Source organism: Chryseobacterium kimseyorum (assembly GCF_025971945.1).
In the GTDB taxonomy this organism is placed as follows: Bacteria; Bacteroidota; Bacteroidia; order Flavobacteriales; family Weeksellaceae; genus Chryseobacterium; species Chryseobacterium kimseyorum.
On sequence record NZ_JAPDHW010000010.1, the window covers coordinates 115,727 to 130,909 of the forward strand.

Consider the following 15,183-nt stretch of genomic DNA (forward strand, 5'->3'; position numbering starts at 1 on the left):
ACAAAAAGAGCTCCGTTCAGGTCGGGGCGCGTGCAATTCACCGTTCAAACAAAATGTATTTATTTAACAAAGAAAAAACCTTACCCGATGGAAACCGAAAATTCAAATCTCACCAACTCACAGATTAGAAAATGGTGGAGCGAAAGAAGACTACTCTATAATTTTGGATTGGTAGTTTCTGGAATAACTGCTTTTATTCTGTATATAATTTTAGGTGTAACGCTTATTATGCCTCATGATCCCGAATTTGAAATCACTTTTTTCACAATATTCTTTCAGGGAATCGGCTATGTGGTCATAATGGTTTTTGCCAATTTATTCTATTTTTTAGGTGCGAACCATGACTTTAATTTTAATAAAGAAAATTCTCATAAGTTCAGAATTAATCTTTTTAATCTTGGCTTTTGGTTTTCAGTTTCCCTGCCATTTTTAGTTCCTCTGATGATTGTTATCTCATATTTTTTAAACTATTACTAAATATATCAATTATGAAAAAACTACGCGTAAAATTCCTGCTTTTCGTTTACGACAAAACACAAAAACTCTACAGAAAATACTTCAAAAAGAAGAAAAGACAGTGGCAGTTCAATGAAAAACAGCTTTTGGAATTTGAAAAAGATTCCTTAGGCAGAACACTCGGTGAATTCTACAAAAAACACGGCTTCACCATGATCCCGAAAATGGAAAACCACGACGTGCATCATCTCATCACCGGTTGCGGAACCAACTTCGAAGACGAGATCGCCATGCAGTTTCTCCTCCTCGGAAACGGAAAACTCAATGCCCATCTTTTGGCCGCAATAATTTTGGGAAGCATCATTCTGCCCGAATATTATAAGATTTACAGAAATGCATACCAAAAAGGAAAATCAATGCGTGCCTTTCACCACGTCGATTTTGAAGAACTTCTCTGGCAGAATTTCGAAAATGTTAAAGATTTTTTCAGACAAAAAGAAACACAGGTTTTATTTTAATATCCATCATCCATTATCCAACATCTAACATCTAGCCTCACCCTCATGAAAACACATCACTATATATTTCTTACTACTCTAATTTTCGTCATCGTATTTTACAACGAAGACATTGGTCTCAACCTCGGAATTGTAGGAATCGCCTATGCGGTTTTGGCACTTTACAAAACCCCTGAACAAAACAGAACCAGAGAATTTCTGATTATTTTTGTCACCAGCATACTTTCAAGTATTGCATTTGCATGGTACGGAGATTTTGCCTCATTCCTTGCGGTATTAAGTTCGCATCTGCTACTTGCTTACCGCTCCAGAAACAGGAAGATGAAAATTCTCCTGCTGATACCGGTTTTCGTTACCAACGGTTTTACTTTTATCTGCCGGTTATTCAACTTTGATAAATGGTTACCAAAAACCAATACCTCAGGCTTGCTGCAGAAAGTCATCGCTTTTGTCCTCATCCCTTTGATTTTAGTGGCGATCTTTTTCGGGATCTATGCTGCCGGAAGTTCGCATTTCGCAGATCTTTTCAGCAAGTACGAATGGGATATCAATATCTGGCAACTCATTGTTATTACCGTTTTAGGATTTTTTATCGCCTTCAACTACTGGAATTTTGCTGTCGAGAAGCTGATTTACAGACAAAACCATATTCTGGATAATGAGTTTGGTGAAGACGCGAAAATTCAAAAGCCAACCTATTCATTTTTAGATTTAAATTCTGAAAGAATGAGCGGTGTCATTTCACTTTTTTGCCTCAATATTTTGTTGGCGGTGTTTATTTTTACCTTTAATTATGAACAGTTTGTAGAGGTTCAGAAAACTACTATTCAGCTTGGCGAAGAAACCCACGAAAGAGTAAATGCCGTTATTTTATCAATCATCATGGCGATTTTGGTTATTATGATGTATTTTAAGGGTGGATTCAACTTCGATGAAAAGGCTAAAAATCTTTAAAGATCCTGGCTAAAGTTTGGATCTTCTTAAATGTCATTTTAATCATCTCAGCATTTATAAAAAATACAGAGTACATCATCGATATGGGCTTCACGTATAAAAAACTGGGAGTGTATGCTTTTCTTATTTTATCGCTGATTGGTTTAATCCTTACTTTTATCAAAATTCACACGCAGAAAACAAATGCATATCTTTTCAATTCAGTGGTTTGGGCTGTTTATGGAACAGTTTTAGCATGTTCTTTCATCAATTGGGGCGGAATTATCACTTCTCAAAACATGAAAAGGAACGATTTTGCAATTAATTATCATTTGATTTCTATCAGTTTCAGTGAAAAATATCTGCTGAAATATGCTAAAGAAAGACAAAATACGCAATTGAGAAAAGAAGTTTTAGATAAGGTTCGGGAAGAAAAGGCCAGAACATTTCTTTCTAAAATTTTATTTTATGAGACCGTGCAGGAATGAGATGATGAAATCTTTCATTTCAAATAAACCATTAAAAATATGCATTATGAAAAAATCAGTTTTATTATTGATTCCGTTAATTATTCTATCATGTAAAAAAGAGGCGGCAGTGTCAGAATCTGCAGATAAAGATTCTATCATTGTAAGCGAGCAGCCAGCGCCACAGTCTACAGTTGATTCTGTTGATTTGCGTGCAAGAGATTCTGTAATCAATAATGCTCCCGCAACAAAAGAAGTTCTTAGAACTGGAGTAATGCGTGAGGAAAAAGACAGAGTGATTGTGAGAATGGCCGATGGTGAGCGCCTTCCTTTCACTATTGGTGAAGAGTTTACAGATAAACATGACAAACTGATTTTGAAGATAGGCAATTTTAAAAATCAAAAAATAACTGCAAAAATTGCAACAAAACAGCAGGATTTCAATATTAGATTTAATCAGATCAAACTACCTGACGGAAAAATGGATGGTCCGTTTATGAGAGAAATTACTTATAACGTGCCGACTCCGGGAGAGGTGTGGTTGATTATCGGTAAAAATAATATGGCGGATGGTAAAACTACCGGAAGCTTTTCTGTAACAGTAGAATAAAATTGGTATAGTTTATGTAAATCAAAAATTTAAAAGTTAAACAAATGAAAAATATATTTTCAACAGCAATAGTTGCCTCAGCACTGCTGGTAAGTTGTGGAACTGTGCAGTCTGTTATTCAGAACACATTTCCGTACACGGCAAATGTTTTAGTTTCTACGGGAGTTCCTGCAAACAAGGAAGTTTCTTCTACAGCGACAGCAACAAATGTTCAGACGTGGTTTGGCGGTAATAATAACGCTCAGATCAAAGATGTAAGAATATCTGACGCTAAAATATCAGTCGTTTCTCCGGCAGGCGGAAATTTGAGTGCTTTAAAATCTATAAAAGTTTACATTTCCTCTAACGGAACCAATGAAAGATTAGTAGCGTCAAGATCAGATATGTCGTCGAGCTCATCAAGTTTAAATTTAGATTTAAACAGTGATACAGGTTACCTGGATGAGGTAGTAAAAAGCACAGGTTTAACTGTAAGAACTGTGTATGAACTGAAAAATCAAACAACATCAGATATGAACCTGAAAGTAGCACTGAATTTCAGCAGTGTACCGGTAAGATAAATCGTCTTGAATTTAAAAGTAAAAAAGCTTTCTCGTAAATATGAGAAAGCTTTTTTTTCTAAAATTAATATTAGAAATTTATTTAATCTTGTAGATAGATAGTTCAGTTGATTTGTCAGTTACAAGTCCAAGATTTAAGCCTCCCTGGACAATTCCGAATCTCAAAATGTCTCCAGCCTTTAATTTATAGATATGGCTTATTTGCCCTTGAGAGATAGTAATGTTAGCAACTACCAGGTTTAAACCAATTACACCTCCAAGATCCAAAAGGCTTATGCTGCCGAAATACCGGTAATCAAGTGCTGTAGTTGTTCCAGCGGTTGTTTTGGTGATAATGAGACCGGGTCGAGCACCAGTTAGTAGTTCTGCTGAAACACCTTGTCCCGTTCTAAAGCTGTAATTAATTTGATATATACCGTCCGAAGGAACGTTATATGCTGAATTACTAACTTGTGGAGAAGGTATCTCTACATTATAGATTGTATTTGATGTATTTGTAAGAGCAATATAGTTCACATTGGAACCTAAAAGGTTAAGAGATAAACTAAGGAGAGAAACATTGCCCGCCGCTCTAGCAGCATATGTTCCGCTTATTTCTGAAGGATCGTTTGAAGGCACTTTATTCCAAATACCCTGCGTGCTGTTAGGATGCGTATAGAAAGCATCATACACGAAGAATCCTGTGCTCCCCACATCCTGAGTTTTTGGTTCTGTTGTAGGATTGGGATTTGTTACAGCACTTGTGACGTATACAATGGCTCCATTTTGATCAGGCCCATATGCAGCTGACTTGGAACGTAATAAATCACCACTCAGCCTTGGAGGTATAATTCCGTCCGTAGCCGTAGTTTCCGGTCTTCCTTCTACGTGCAAAGTAGATTTTGGACTAGTGGTATTAATTCCCACTTGCGCGCTAATTCCATATCCCATCATTAATAGGAAAGGTAATAAATAATTTTTTTTCATAACTTCTATTAGTTTTGGTTTGTTAAATTTAACTAATTAATTATGATTAAAACAATTATATTAATTTTATTTTGATAAAAATATTACATAATCAAATTTATGTTGATAAAATCGAATGTTACTTTTTGTAACTACTGTGTGATATATGATCTCAATCATACACGGTTTCGCACAATCAGAAGTTGACTGTGCGTTATTTTTTCCGAAAAACGTCGTGGGTTTTAGATTTTGCTGATAGAGTCCATCACAATGGTCACCGGACCGTCATTAATTAATGAGACTTTCATGTCCGCACCGAAGATTCCGCTTTCAGTTTTCAATCCTGATTTAGCTATTTCTTCTTTAAAATATTCGAATAGGGGAATTGCTTTATCAGGCTTTGCAGCTTTGATAAATGAGGGGCGGTTTCCTTTTTTGTAATCGGCAATAAGGGTAAACTGACTGATGCAGAGAATTTCTCCCGAAATATCTTTTATAGAAAGATTGAGTTTTTCATTTTCATCCCTGAAAATTCTGAGGTTTAAAATTTTCTGAATCAACCAGTCGGCATCTGTCTTTTCGTCCTGTTCGTCGATTCCAATCAGGAGCATAAGTCCTTTTTTTATTTGTCCAACGGTATTTCCTTCAACTTGGACGCTTGCTTCCGCAACTCTTTGGATAACAGCTTTCACTTAGTTGTAAAGATTTAAGTTTTTAGTTGCAGCGTCGTAACTCCAGAAATAAGTCTTTGGCTGTACTGAGGAAATAGCTGTTGGTTGACCTGTAATCAAAATCCAGGTGGCATTGTCTTTTGGGCAGATAATACTGATGTTATCTTTTATTTCCAGGGTTGTATTGTTTTCCGGGCAAAGGTGCGGTGCGTTTCTGTCATATACTTTAAATGAGGCTGGAACATCAGCCGTTCTGACAACTATAAGGCCACGTGTTCCGGACTGTTGCTCGTCAATGTATACGGGCTGTCCTACGTAGTTTAAATTATTGTATGTTGCAAGATTTAGGTTTAGATTGACACTGATTTGAGAGTCCGGAAAACAGCTTACTGTGTCTTCCTGACTTCCGCATGAGTTTATATTTAATAAACTGAAAGTCAATAAGATGAAAAATGATATGATTGAGAAAGTTTTTTTCATTTCAATATAAATTTTTATATATTTGTAAAACAATAACGATTAACACGCAAAAACATTGTCCGACAAATGTCGGATTATTTTTTTATACTAAAAACAAAATTTAAGATTATGGCGAGCTATGTAACTAAGGAAGGATTAGAGAAAATGAAAGCCGAGCTTGAGCAATTGGAAAAGATAGAGAGACCAAAGATTACTCAACAGATTGCAGAAGCAAGAGATAAAGGAGATTTGTCTGAAAATGCAGAATACGATGCAGCCAAAGAAGCACAGGGAATGTTGGAAATGAGAATTTCTAAACTGAAAGATATTGTTACGACTTCTAAAGTGATTGATGAAACTCAACTTGATACTTCAAAAGTTTCAATCCTGACAACAGTGCGACTAATGAATAACGATACTAAAAAAGAACAGGTATTTAAATTGGTTCCTGATAACGAAAGTGATTTGAAGACGGGGAAAATATCTGTGAATACACCTATTGCAAAAGGTTTATTAGGAAAAGTGATTGGCGAAACAGCTGAGATCGTTTTACCAAACGGTAACAAACTGTCTTTTGAAGTTCTTGAAATCACCCTTGACTAAACTCAAAAATTAAAATTCATATCAGAAATATGAGCTCAATATTTACAAAAATCATTAACGGAGAAATTACTGCTTACAAAATTGCAGAAGACGATGATTTTATTGCTTTTTTAGATGCAATGCCATTGGTGAAAGGACATACTTTGGTAGTTCCAAAAAAGGAAGTCGATCTGATTTTTGATCTGGAAAGTGAAGCATATAAAAATCTCTGGAGCTTTGCTCAGGAGGTGGCTAAAAAAGTAAAAGATGCAGTTCCCTGCGTTAGAGTAGGAGTTGCTGTGGTGGGGCTTGAAGTTCCTCATGCTCATATTCATTTAATTCCTCTGAATAAAGTCGAGGATATGAACTTTAAAAATGAGCGCTTGAAATTATCTGTAGAAGAATATACAGAAATTCAAAATTCAATAATTAATTCTTAACAAAACAGGAGGGTCGTAAAAAAGAAATTTTTTACGATTTTCTTTAATTATATTTAAATCAAAATGAATGCAAACCAATGTTCTTTCTGTGGCAAGAAAAGAAATGAAGTGCAGATGCTGATCTCTGGACAGAACGGATTTATATGCGAAAACTGCATAGAGCAGGCACATTCTATTGTGAAAGATACCGTATCACCGACAGGATATTCTCCTGCAGAGACTATCGATGAGCTGAAAAAGCCAAAACAAATAAAAGAATTTCTTGATCAGTATGTGATTGGCCAGGATCAGGCGAAGAAACAGCTGTCAATTGCGGTATATAACCATTATAAGAGATTGCTTCACGCCAAAGATGAAAACCGGGAGGTAGAACTGGAGAAGTCAAATATCATTATGATCGGTGAAACCGGTACCGGAAAAACCTTATTGGCAAAAACCATCGCTAAAGAACTGAATGTTCCTTTCTGTATCGTTGATGCAACCATTTTAACAGAGGCAGGATATGTCGGCGAAGATGTTGAAAGTATACTATCCAGACTTTTGATGGTTGCAGATTATGATGTTGAAAAGGCAGAAAAAGGAATTGTCTTTATTGACGAAATTGATAAGATTGCGAGAAAATCTGACAACCCAAGTATTACAAGAGATGTTTCGGGAGAAGGTGTTCAACAAGGTTTATTAAAACTTTTGGAAGGCAGTATTGTAAATGTACCGCCACAGGGAGGTAGAAAACATCCTGATCAGAAATATATTCAGGTGAATACTCAAAACATTCTTTTTATTGCTGGTGGAGCTTTTGACGGAATCAAAGAGATTATTGAGAGGAGAATGAACAAACAGGCAATTGGATTCAGTTCGGAGAAAATCAATAAAGTGGGAGAGGATGATTATGTATTAACAAATATTAATGCAATAGATCTCCGTACTTTTGGATTAATTCCTGAACTTCTCGGTAGATTTCCAATCATTACCTATTTAGAGAAACTGACAAAAGAAACCATGGTAAGAATCATGACTGAGCCTAAGAATTCAATCACGAATCAATTTGTTGAACTTTTCAAGATGGATGGGACGAAATTGGTCTTTACTGAGAGTTCAATTGAGAAAATTGTCGACGAAACTATGGAAAAAGGATTAGGCGCAAGAGGCTTAAGAGGAACTACCGAGAAAGTATTGGAAGACTACATGTTCTCTATTGGCGAAGATGAGGAAATCATATTAAAAGATGATAATATTTTGATTACTAAGTAATTTTAACATTTTTTCTGAAAAATAATTATATCTTTGCAAGTGAAAGATTGTATTAACACAAAAAATATTATACAATGAAAAAAAATTTATTAACTGTTGGACTTTTAGCAATCGTTGCCTCTTCTGCTAATTCGCAGACCGTTCTAATGCATGTAGATGCAGGTGCTAAAATGTATGTAAGCAAAGGTACTCTTGTATACAATGGAGGAGGATTACAGACAAAAGGCTCTGGAATAAATATCCCGAGTATTGAAAATCATGGAAACTTCATGATTGTAGGCAATACTACTTCAGATGTGTTTAGGAATTTGAATGATGGTGGTGCTGAAGTTGCTGACGGTATTTCCGGAACATTTCTTAACAAACTTAATGAAGCAGGTGCATACGCATCTGTTAATCCTGACAGAAATCCTGATACCCCAGGAGTAGTTCCCATTCCTGTTTACACTTATGGGCAGCTTTTTATTGATGGTATTGCACAAGGTAACATCAAAGGAGTAGTAAATCAAGAGTTTAGACAACCAGCACATGGTTCTTATCAACAAATGGGATTCCCTTTCCATGATAAAACTGTTTCTAGTTTAAGTGGGGCATCAGCTTTAGGTAAAACTTTTAATAATACCCGATATTCTGGTAACGAAATTCTTTATTGGAACAATACAAATGTTGTTTCAGCTAACTTGCCAAATGGTTTAAACACCAAATTAGGTGTTGATTTGAGCCCATTTTCCTACTTTATTGTTGGTGGAGCAGGATTAGATGTAAGTAACCAAACCAGAACGCTAGTAGGGAAACCTGTAGCGACGACTTCTGCACAATTATCATTACAGCTTAGTGGAGCAGGAGCAAATGTTAATTTTGGAACAAATGGTTTTGCTGTTAATCAATATAATGAATATTATAATACCTATCTGCAAGATTCTTTTGATGCTTCGGCCGGGGTTTGGCAAGGGAGTTTTGGTAAAAATATTTACCAGTTTGGAAATCCATATATGACTAATCTAGATTTGTCACAAATAGCTACCGCTGAAGCTAATGGCGATGGAAATAATTTGAGCAATATTTATGGAGTAAGGCTTGAGGTACAGGGAGTACAGTATTCCAGCTCTGGAGGTGGTGGATCTACAAGTTTTAAAATACTAACTTTCGCAAGTGGAGTTCCAACTGGTGATGTAGCTTATGCAATGGTGCGTCCTATGGGTACATTTGTTGTAAAATTGAAATCTAATTTAACAACACCTGAAACACTTAATTTCGCAACTCTAAGAAGGTTTAATTATTACAGAAGATTAGCTGGAACGGCATATAGTGTCACTGCAGGAAAAAACACGCTTTCAGGTACAGTAAAACAATTAGGAGTCATAGGATTAGATGCAAATGGGAATGAGGTTGACAGAACTTACTATGTAGTTTCTCCAAATACTGTTTCCGGACATACCGCAAATCCTACTGTGCAAGTAACTGCTTCTAACTCTTTTGGAACTTATGAAGAAAATGCGATTAGCGGTGGATATGATCCTAATTATTTTTCATATTGGTTATATATTAACGAAGCAAATGAAGTTAATTTCAAGGGCAAAAACATCAAATTAGTAAATTACAATCCAAACATTGTATCGTTCAAATTTGAAATTCGTGAAAATGCACAGGAGATAGCTAGTGGTGCGCATCTTCTTTCGTCAGGAGAAGGTTTCTATTATAAAAAAGGAACAGATACCTCGGTTTCTCCAGCAATTCAGGGTTCCGTAATTGCAAGTCAGGCAGGTACAAATAGTGGTATTGAGTACGATCTGTATTATGGTATGCCTAATAATGTAGTATTGGGTACTAACGATATTAAAAAACCAAGTAGAACTTTAGTGGTTTATAATTCTGAAATAGATGGTTATTTTGTGAGATTTGATCCTTCTTGGAAAAAGGCGACAGTTGAAGTTTTTGATCTGAGTGGTAAGTTAGTACTATCTAAAAAAGAAGTTGATGCTTCTAAAGATTATGTGCTAGACTTAGCGAAAGATTTAAAAATTGGTTACTTAGTAACAATTATTTCTGACAAAGGGGAAAAAGTTACATCAAAAATTGTAAAATAAACACTATGGAAAAAACTAAAAAAATAATATTGCTTTTAATAGTTCTATTTTCGACTTTCACATTTGCTCAGACTCCAAGTTGTCCCACATGCGGAACTGGGGGGACAACGCCAGGTAAACAGTCTGTGCCTATCGACATGTACATCTACGTTTTAGCAATCGCTGCAATCTTAATGATTGTGTATTTTGCTAAAAAGTACAAGACGCAAAAAATATAAAAATTATATTAAAATATTTCAAACTCTCTGATTACTCAGAGAGTTTTTTTATTTTTACATTATGAAAAAGATATTTGTATTATCGGGAGTGTTATTGGCATTCTCTCTGCACGCACAGTTTTCTGTCAACATTCAGACTCCAGCAGATTTTAAAGATAAAGAAGCGATTTTATATACGCTCAGTGGTTCTAAAGATATCATCGTTACCAAAGAACAAAGCAAGAACAACTCATGGACTTTTAAGTATCCTAAAAACTATTCTGGGATGATGAAAGTCTATTTTCCCAATACCAACAATAATATCAGCTTTATTTCTGAGAATAAAAATGTAAATATTAAGCTGGAGACTGAAGGAAACAAAATTAAAAATGTGATTTATCAGGACGAGGCTAATGAGTTAATGAACAGCATTCAGGAATACTCACAAAAGAAAGAGCTTATTCTTCCGGCTTTAGCACAGATAAAAGAATATTACAAAGATAATACAGACTTCGGAAAGGCGCTGATTACAGAGATTGGTAAACTTTCCGGAAACAGCACAGTAGATCAGACGAAACATCCGTTTGTGTATTACTATAATACCAACTACGCGAAATTCCTGTCTAATGATTCTGCAAAAAAGGTTAGTCAGGATGAGGTAGTTGACTTCTTTGATAAGTCTAATGATATGCTGGAGTCATCGTCTTTAGTAAGACCTATTTTAGTGGCTTATCTCAACAATGGCGGCAATACGAATGTAGGACAGTCTGTAGATAAATTATTAGACAGACTTAAGGTGGAAACGCCTCGCGGACAGACCGTGTTGTCTGAGTTGATCGATATTTTTGATGTCTATGAAATGACAGATCTCAAAAATAAGTATTTAACGCTTGCCAAAAACCTTAAATGTACGATTACAGATAGACTGGCTTCAACTCTGAAAGCGAATGCGAATGTTGAAATTGGTGCAGTATTTCCAAACTATAAGTTTCAGTCGCCGGTAAATACGACTGCCAAATCAATCGCGGAAGTAAAGGCAGATAAAAAAGTAGTGGTATTTTGGTCATCCACGTGCTCACACTGTGAAACTGAACTTCCAAAACTATTGGAAAAGTATAATGAACTTAAAGCCAAAAATATTCAGATTATAGGACTGTCTCTGGATTCTGATAAAGATTCTTACACGAAGAAGATTGTTGCTTTTCCATGGATTAACGATTCGGAATTAAGAGGTTGGAATAGTTCGTACGCAGAAACATATAATGTGCATGCTACTCCGAGCTATTTTATTTTGGATGCTAACAATAAGATTATCAGTAAACCAGAGCATGTAGGCGATGTTTTATCAAATTTAAATTTAAAATAATTTTGGTGAATGTCAAATATTTTATATATTTGCACCACCAAAACGGCGAGGTAGCTCAGTTGGTTAGAGCGCAGGATTCATAACCCTGAGGTCACGGGTTCAATTCCCGTCTTCGCTACAAAAAAACCCCTAGTAATAGGGGTTTTGTCGTTTTAGAACTTTTCTTTAAGATTCTTATTAATTCTAATCTTAACTTCAGATTATTTATTAAAAAAAAATTATCTGATTGAATGATATCTTATTCTAAAAGTTAGCAAAAAGTTTATCCTAAATTTAGGATAAAATCTTTGTTAAATAAAGTGATGCTGCAACTGTAGAATGTCATTTTGAAGCAATGAAGTCATTATTCGTAACAAAAAATGATACGTTTGAACTCTATATAGTAAAAATGTAGTCATTCATCTTAGGAATTCGCTGTATAATGAAAAGATGCTTTACAGATTATGGAAAAATAAACTCATTTTAGGATGATGAATTTAAAATAAAAATAGCTGCATACTGGTAGTAAATTAATAATTATTTCATCAAAAATTCATAAATTATTAAGGATAAAGTGAAAAATCAATTAATAAGTAAATCATTTAGAGGAGATTAATAGAAAATATGAACTTAAGAAATCATAAAGTTTTCTTAAAGTTTAATTAAAGTGTTACGTAAGATTTTGAATATTAAAATATTGTCGTATTTTTACAAAGCCTTGAATGAGGGAACAAGTCAAGGTAATAAATTTTTTTTCATCATTTGTGTTTTTAGAATCGTATCGCCTGATACGATTCTTTTTTTGTTTTACTTTTCGTAGCGAACTAGCAAATCAATGAAATAGGAGTACGTGACGGAACCTTCCTGCTGGTTACTCTTTAAAAAAAGATTGTTGGTAAAACCAAAAAAGTCGTTCAGCCAACCCTGATGCTTTAAAACAAATTGCCTCTCGTAAGCGCGGTCTCTTTTCATTCCCAACGAATAGTCTTTAAGCACAGTCTCCACAAACTTTTCATCTTCATAGACGATAGAATTCAGAAGGCTTTTTAAAGTAAAATATTCTGTACTGTATCTAAGTTCAATATTTCCGGAATTTACTCCAATCAGATATCCTATAAAATTAGCTTCTTGTTCACGCGCATATCCGAGCTGATGCGAGCTTTCGTGAGCCAAAGTAAAAGGAAGATAGGAAGCTGGCAATTTAGCGTTAAATTGAGCTTCAGCTGTAAAGGGATTATAGTACCCCAGGATTCCAGTAAAACTCATGAAATCATCAAATAAACTTGGTTTAAATGAATTGATCTCATCAGAATTTTTAGATGAAATAAATGCCGGCAATTTTGTTTGGCGATTTAAAATCTCTGACTGAATTTTACTAATGTCTGAAACAACGAAAATTCCCTGCTGATTTTCTTTCACAAGCATTCTTGTCTGCCTGCATTTTTCCAGATATTTTAGAGCTAAAGACTTCCTTTTTTCTAATGTAATTTCTGTCTCAGGCAGTTTGGATATAATAGGCTTTTGGAAATACAGCATTCCCCAAAAAATTTGGTAGGTAAAATAAATGATGTTAGCAAGAACCAATATTTTTAAAATTGATGAATTTCTGGTTTTAGTCTTAAAACATGAGATAATTAGATAAACCAAAAAAGCCCCTAATAGAATGTACAAGACATCTCCGATGGAAAACGGAATCCATGAGAATAACAGCTGATGAATTTTTTTCTGAAATTCAAAAAAACTTTCAAACGACGAAACTACTATTTTCAGTTTTGAAAATGTATAGAACAAAAGAATTTGGACAACTAAAATAGCTGCCCAAAATCTTTTTTTATAATATGTAGTTAACCTATTAATGCGCACCTTCAGATTCTAAAACGTCAACATTAATTCCCTGACTGCTCAGAGCTTTTCTTGCCATATAAGCAAACACTGTGATGTAAGCAAAGCATAATACAGGAATGATATATGAACTGTGAATTCCGATAATATCAGAAAGTTTACCCTGAAGCGGCGGAATAATTCCTCCACCCAAAATCATCATTACTAAGAATGCAGAACCCTGTGCCGTGTATTTTCCTAATCCTGTAATCGCCAGAGTAAAGATTGACGGCCACATAATACTACACGCCAAACCACCTGAAAGGAAAGCATAAATTGCTACATTACCTGTGGTAAGTAGACCGATAATCATTGCTGTTACCCCAAACAATCCAAAAATGATCAGTGTTAATGCCGGTTTGTTTTTACTGACTAAGAACAAGATTACCTGAATGACAATACAAATCGCATAGTAGTATAGATGCGACATGTCTTTCTGGGCAATCACGTTAATTCCTATAATCACAAAAAATGCAATAAACGGAACGACAATCGTTGCGATCATCTGCTGTTGTTTATTTAAATTAAAAACACTGATGGCGCCTGTCCATCTACCAATCATTAAACTTCCCCAATACATCGAAATGTAAGGAGCAAGATCTGAAGACTGATGGCCTCCAAATTCAGGTAGGCTTAAAAGTTCTCCCAGATTACTTCCAATTGCTACTTCAACTCCCACGTAAGCAAGGATAGCAAGCATACCCAAAACAAGTTGAGGATATTTCATAGCTCCCCATCCTTCAGGATTTTTCTTAGAGCTTGTGTTCGCGTATACAAGACATAAAACTACCGCGAGCAAAGCACCGCCTAAGTAATACATTCTGGTTTTTTCCAAAGGATGTTTAACTTCCTGTAATTCTACTTTTTTAGTGTCAATATTTTTTTGAATAGTTTCTATTTTAGCAACATCAGTTTCTGTTTCTTTACTTTTATCTAAAACGGTAAGTTCATTATTTATAACTTCAATCTTTTTAGCAGCATCAGAATTGTAACTTGCAAATACAGGAATGAAGCAAAGGATCACCAAAACCGTCATAGCAATCAGATTCTTTCTTGCTTTTCCTGCTTTTTCCATCGGTTCGGTAGAAATTCCGGCAGGCAGTTTTTTAGAAAAATGAAAAATTCCGGCAGCGATTAAAAATAAAGCTCCGACTGCTGTATAAAGCAAAATAACTTTATCTAAAGCCAAATGTTTAATCTGATTATCATCTACCGTAGCAGTTGTTCCAAAAAGGGCAAGACCTACGATAATAGGACCGATAGATGTACCGAAAGAGTTTACACCTCCAGCTAAGTTCTGTCGGCTTGTTCCTGTTTTAGGATCTCCTAAAAGAACAGCAAAAGGATTCGCAGCAGTCTGCTGGATAGAAAAACCTAATGCCACTACAAACAGACCAATCAGCATTCCGTAATATACATTACTTTTTACCGCAATAATCATAATCGCAGCACCGACGGCTGAAAGGAGCAGGCCGTAGACAATACTTTTTTTATAGCCCCATTTTCCGATGATGTCTATGCCTTTTATTGTACTTCCAATAAAAAGTAATAATGCACCGAGAAAATATGCGGTGTAGAAGGCGAAATCAATCAGCTGAGACTGAAATTGGTCGAGGGAAAAATAGTTTTTACAGAATGGGATGAAAATACTGTTCCCTGCTGCGATAAAACCCCAGAAAAAAAACACCAATATAAGTGTATAAAGTGCTGGGTAATTAGTTGGTTGAGTTGTTTTAGACATATTTGTTTTTAAAAAAATCTTAACAACAAATATAATTTTT

Annotated in this window: 16 protein-coding genes and 1 tRNA gene; 12 read left to right on the top strand and 5 right to left on the bottom strand. The window is 35.2% G+C overall.

The genetic code is table 11. The annotated features are described in order from the left end of the window. The first annotated feature begins 87 nt into the window (after window positions 1-87). From OMO38_RS14765 to OMO38_RS14785, 6 genes are read left to right on the top strand one after another with little or no spacing between them, the layout of a single operon-like run. Window positions 88-477: a hypothetical protein gene (locus OMO38_RS14765; protein WP_264750958.1), complete on the top strand. Its 390-nt coding sequence runs from the start codon at window positions 88-90 to the stop codon at window positions 475-477. Between the two features lie 11 nt (window positions 478-488). Then, window positions 489-974, top strand: a complete 486-nt coding sequence (locus tag OMO38_RS14770; protein WP_264750959.1) for a ubiquinone biosynthesis protein COQ4 — start codon at window positions 489-491, stop codon at window positions 972-974. 45 nt (window positions 975-1,019) lie between these two features. Beyond that, window positions 1,020-1,928, top strand: coding sequence for a DUF4153 domain-containing protein (locus tag OMO38_RS14775; RefSeq protein WP_319804251.1), 909 nt, complete (start codon window positions 1,020-1,022; stop codon window positions 1,926-1,928). A gap of 56 nt (window positions 1,929-1,984) precedes the next feature. Continuing rightward, the gene (locus OMO38_RS20280) at window positions 1,985-2,395 is read left to right on the top strand and encodes a DUF4153 domain-containing protein (protein ID WP_319804252.1); all 411 of its coding nucleotides are present in this window, start codon (window positions 1,985-1,987) and stop codon (window positions 2,393-2,395) included. A gap of 46 nt (window positions 2,396-2,441) precedes the next feature. Then, window positions 2,442-2,984, top strand: a complete 543-nt coding sequence (locus OMO38_RS14780) for a hypothetical protein (RefSeq protein WP_264750960.1) — start codon at window positions 2,442-2,444, stop codon at window positions 2,982-2,984. Window positions 2,985-3,028: 44 nt separating this feature from the next. Further along, window positions 3,029-3,544, top strand: a complete 516-nt coding sequence (locus OMO38_RS14785; RefSeq protein ID WP_264750961.1) for a hypothetical protein — start codon at window positions 3,029-3,031, stop codon at window positions 3,542-3,544. Between the two features lie 78 nt (window positions 3,545-3,622). Here the strand turns inward: OMO38_RS14785 and OMO38_RS14790 are convergent, their stop codons facing one another. The 3 genes from OMO38_RS14790 to OMO38_RS14800 form a co-directional block, all read right to left on the bottom strand. Next, complete coding sequence (locus tag OMO38_RS14790; RefSeq protein WP_264750962.1) at window positions 3,623-4,510, bottom strand: hypothetical protein; 888 nt, start codon at window positions 4,508-4,510, stop codon at window positions 3,623-3,625. Window positions 4,511-4,731: 221 nt separating this feature from the next. Beyond that, complete coding sequence (gene dtd / locus OMO38_RS14795) at window positions 4,732-5,181, bottom strand: D-aminoacyl-tRNA deacylase (protein WP_264750963.1); 450 nt, start codon at window positions 5,179-5,181, stop codon at window positions 4,732-4,734. Continuing rightward, window positions 5,182-5,640, bottom strand: coding sequence for a hypothetical protein (locus OMO38_RS14800; protein ID WP_264750964.1), 459 nt, complete (start codon window positions 5,638-5,640; stop codon window positions 5,182-5,184). 108 nt (window positions 5,641-5,748) lie between these two features. Between OMO38_RS14800 and greA the strand changes: the two genes are divergently transcribed. From greA to OMO38_RS14830, 6 genes are all read left to right on the top strand, one after another. After that, window positions 5,749-6,222: a transcription elongation factor GreA gene (gene greA, locus OMO38_RS14805; protein WP_047446862.1), complete on the top strand. Its 474-nt coding sequence runs from the start codon at window positions 5,749-5,751 to the stop codon at window positions 6,220-6,222. Between the two features lie 29 nt (window positions 6,223-6,251). Further along, a complete protein-coding gene (locus OMO38_RS14810; RefSeq protein ID WP_264750965.1) occupies window positions 6,252-6,641 on the top strand; it encodes an HIT family protein in 390 nt (129 codons plus the stop codon). Between the two features lie 63 nt (window positions 6,642-6,704). Continuing rightward, window positions 6,705-7,892, top strand: coding sequence for an ATP-dependent Clp protease ATP-binding subunit ClpX (gene clpX, locus OMO38_RS14815; protein WP_264750966.1), 1,188 nt, complete (start codon window positions 6,705-6,707; stop codon window positions 7,890-7,892). Window positions 7,893-7,966: 74 nt separating this feature from the next. Continuing rightward, the gene (locus OMO38_RS14820) at window positions 7,967-9,979 is read left to right on the top strand and encodes a T9SS type A sorting domain-containing protein (RefSeq protein WP_264750967.1); all 2,013 of its coding nucleotides are present in this window, start codon (window positions 7,967-7,969) and stop codon (window positions 9,977-9,979) included. Window positions 9,980-10,258: 279 nt separating this feature from the next. Continuing rightward, window positions 10,259-11,542, top strand: a complete 1,284-nt coding sequence (locus tag OMO38_RS14825; protein WP_264750968.1) for a TlpA family protein disulfide reductase — start codon at window positions 10,259-10,261, stop codon at window positions 11,540-11,542. A 44-nt stretch (window positions 11,543-11,586) separates the two neighbouring features. Continuing rightward, window positions 11,587-11,660 (top strand) — tRNA-Met (locus tag OMO38_RS14830). Between the two features lie 668 nt (window positions 11,661-12,328). Here OMO38_RS14830 and OMO38_RS14835 read toward each other — a convergent pair. After that, the gene (locus tag OMO38_RS14835; protein WP_264750969.1) at window positions 12,329-13,312 is read right to left on the bottom strand and encodes a DUF3810 domain-containing protein; all 984 of its coding nucleotides are present in this window, start codon (window positions 13,310-13,312) and stop codon (window positions 12,329-12,331) included. A 61-nt stretch (window positions 13,313-13,373) separates the two neighbouring features. Continuing rightward, entirely contained in the window at window positions 13,374-15,143 is a 1,770-nt protein-coding gene (locus tag OMO38_RS14840; protein WP_264750970.1) for an MFS transporter, read from the bottom strand. Window positions 15,144-15,183: the final 40 nt, after the last annotated feature.

Bases quoted from the DNA above. Each gene is read 5' to 3' on its own strand.
- OMO38_RS14765 (WP_264750958.1), top strand. From the start codon at position 88: ATGGAAACCGAAAATTCAAATCTCACCAACTCACAGATTAGAAAATGG.
- OMO38_RS14770 (WP_264750959.1), top strand. From the start codon at position 489: ATGAAAAAACTACGCGTAAAATTCCTGCTTTTCGTTTACGACAAAACA.
- OMO38_RS14775 (WP_319804251.1), top strand. From the start codon at position 1,020: ATGAAAACACATCACTATATATTTCTTACTACTCTAATTTTCGTCATC.
- OMO38_RS14780 (WP_264750960.1), top strand. From the start codon at position 2,442: ATGAAAAAATCAGTTTTATTATTGATTCCGTTAATTATTCTATCATGT.
- OMO38_RS14785 (WP_264750961.1), top strand. From the start codon at position 3,029: ATGAAAAATATATTTTCAACAGCAATAGTTGCCTCAGCACTGCTGGTA.
- OMO38_RS14790 (WP_264750962.1), bottom strand. From the start codon at position 4,510: ATGAAAAAAAATTATTTATTACCTTTCCTATTAATGATGGGATATGGA.
- OMO38_RS14800 (WP_264750964.1), bottom strand. From the start codon at position 5,640: ATGAAAAAAACTTTCTCAATCATATCATTTTTCATCTTATTGACTTTC.
- greA (WP_047446862.1), top strand. From the start codon at position 5,749: ATGGCGAGCTATGTAACTAAGGAAGGATTAGAGAAAATGAAAGCCGAG.
- OMO38_RS14810 (WP_264750965.1), top strand. From the start codon at position 6,252: ATGAGCTCAATATTTACAAAAATCATTAACGGAGAAATTACTGCTTAC.
- clpX (WP_264750966.1), top strand. From the start codon at position 6,705: ATGAATGCAAACCAATGTTCTTTCTGTGGCAAGAAAAGAAATGAAGTG.
- OMO38_RS14820 (WP_264750967.1), top strand. From the start codon at position 7,967: ATGAAAAAAAATTTATTAACTGTTGGACTTTTAGCAATCGTTGCCTCT.
- OMO38_RS14825 (WP_264750968.1), top strand. From the start codon at position 10,259: ATGAAAAAGATATTTGTATTATCGGGAGTGTTATTGGCATTCTCTCTG.
- OMO38_RS14840 (WP_264750970.1), bottom strand. From the start codon at position 15,143: ATGTCTAAAACAACTCAACCAACTAATTACCCAGCACTTTATACACTT.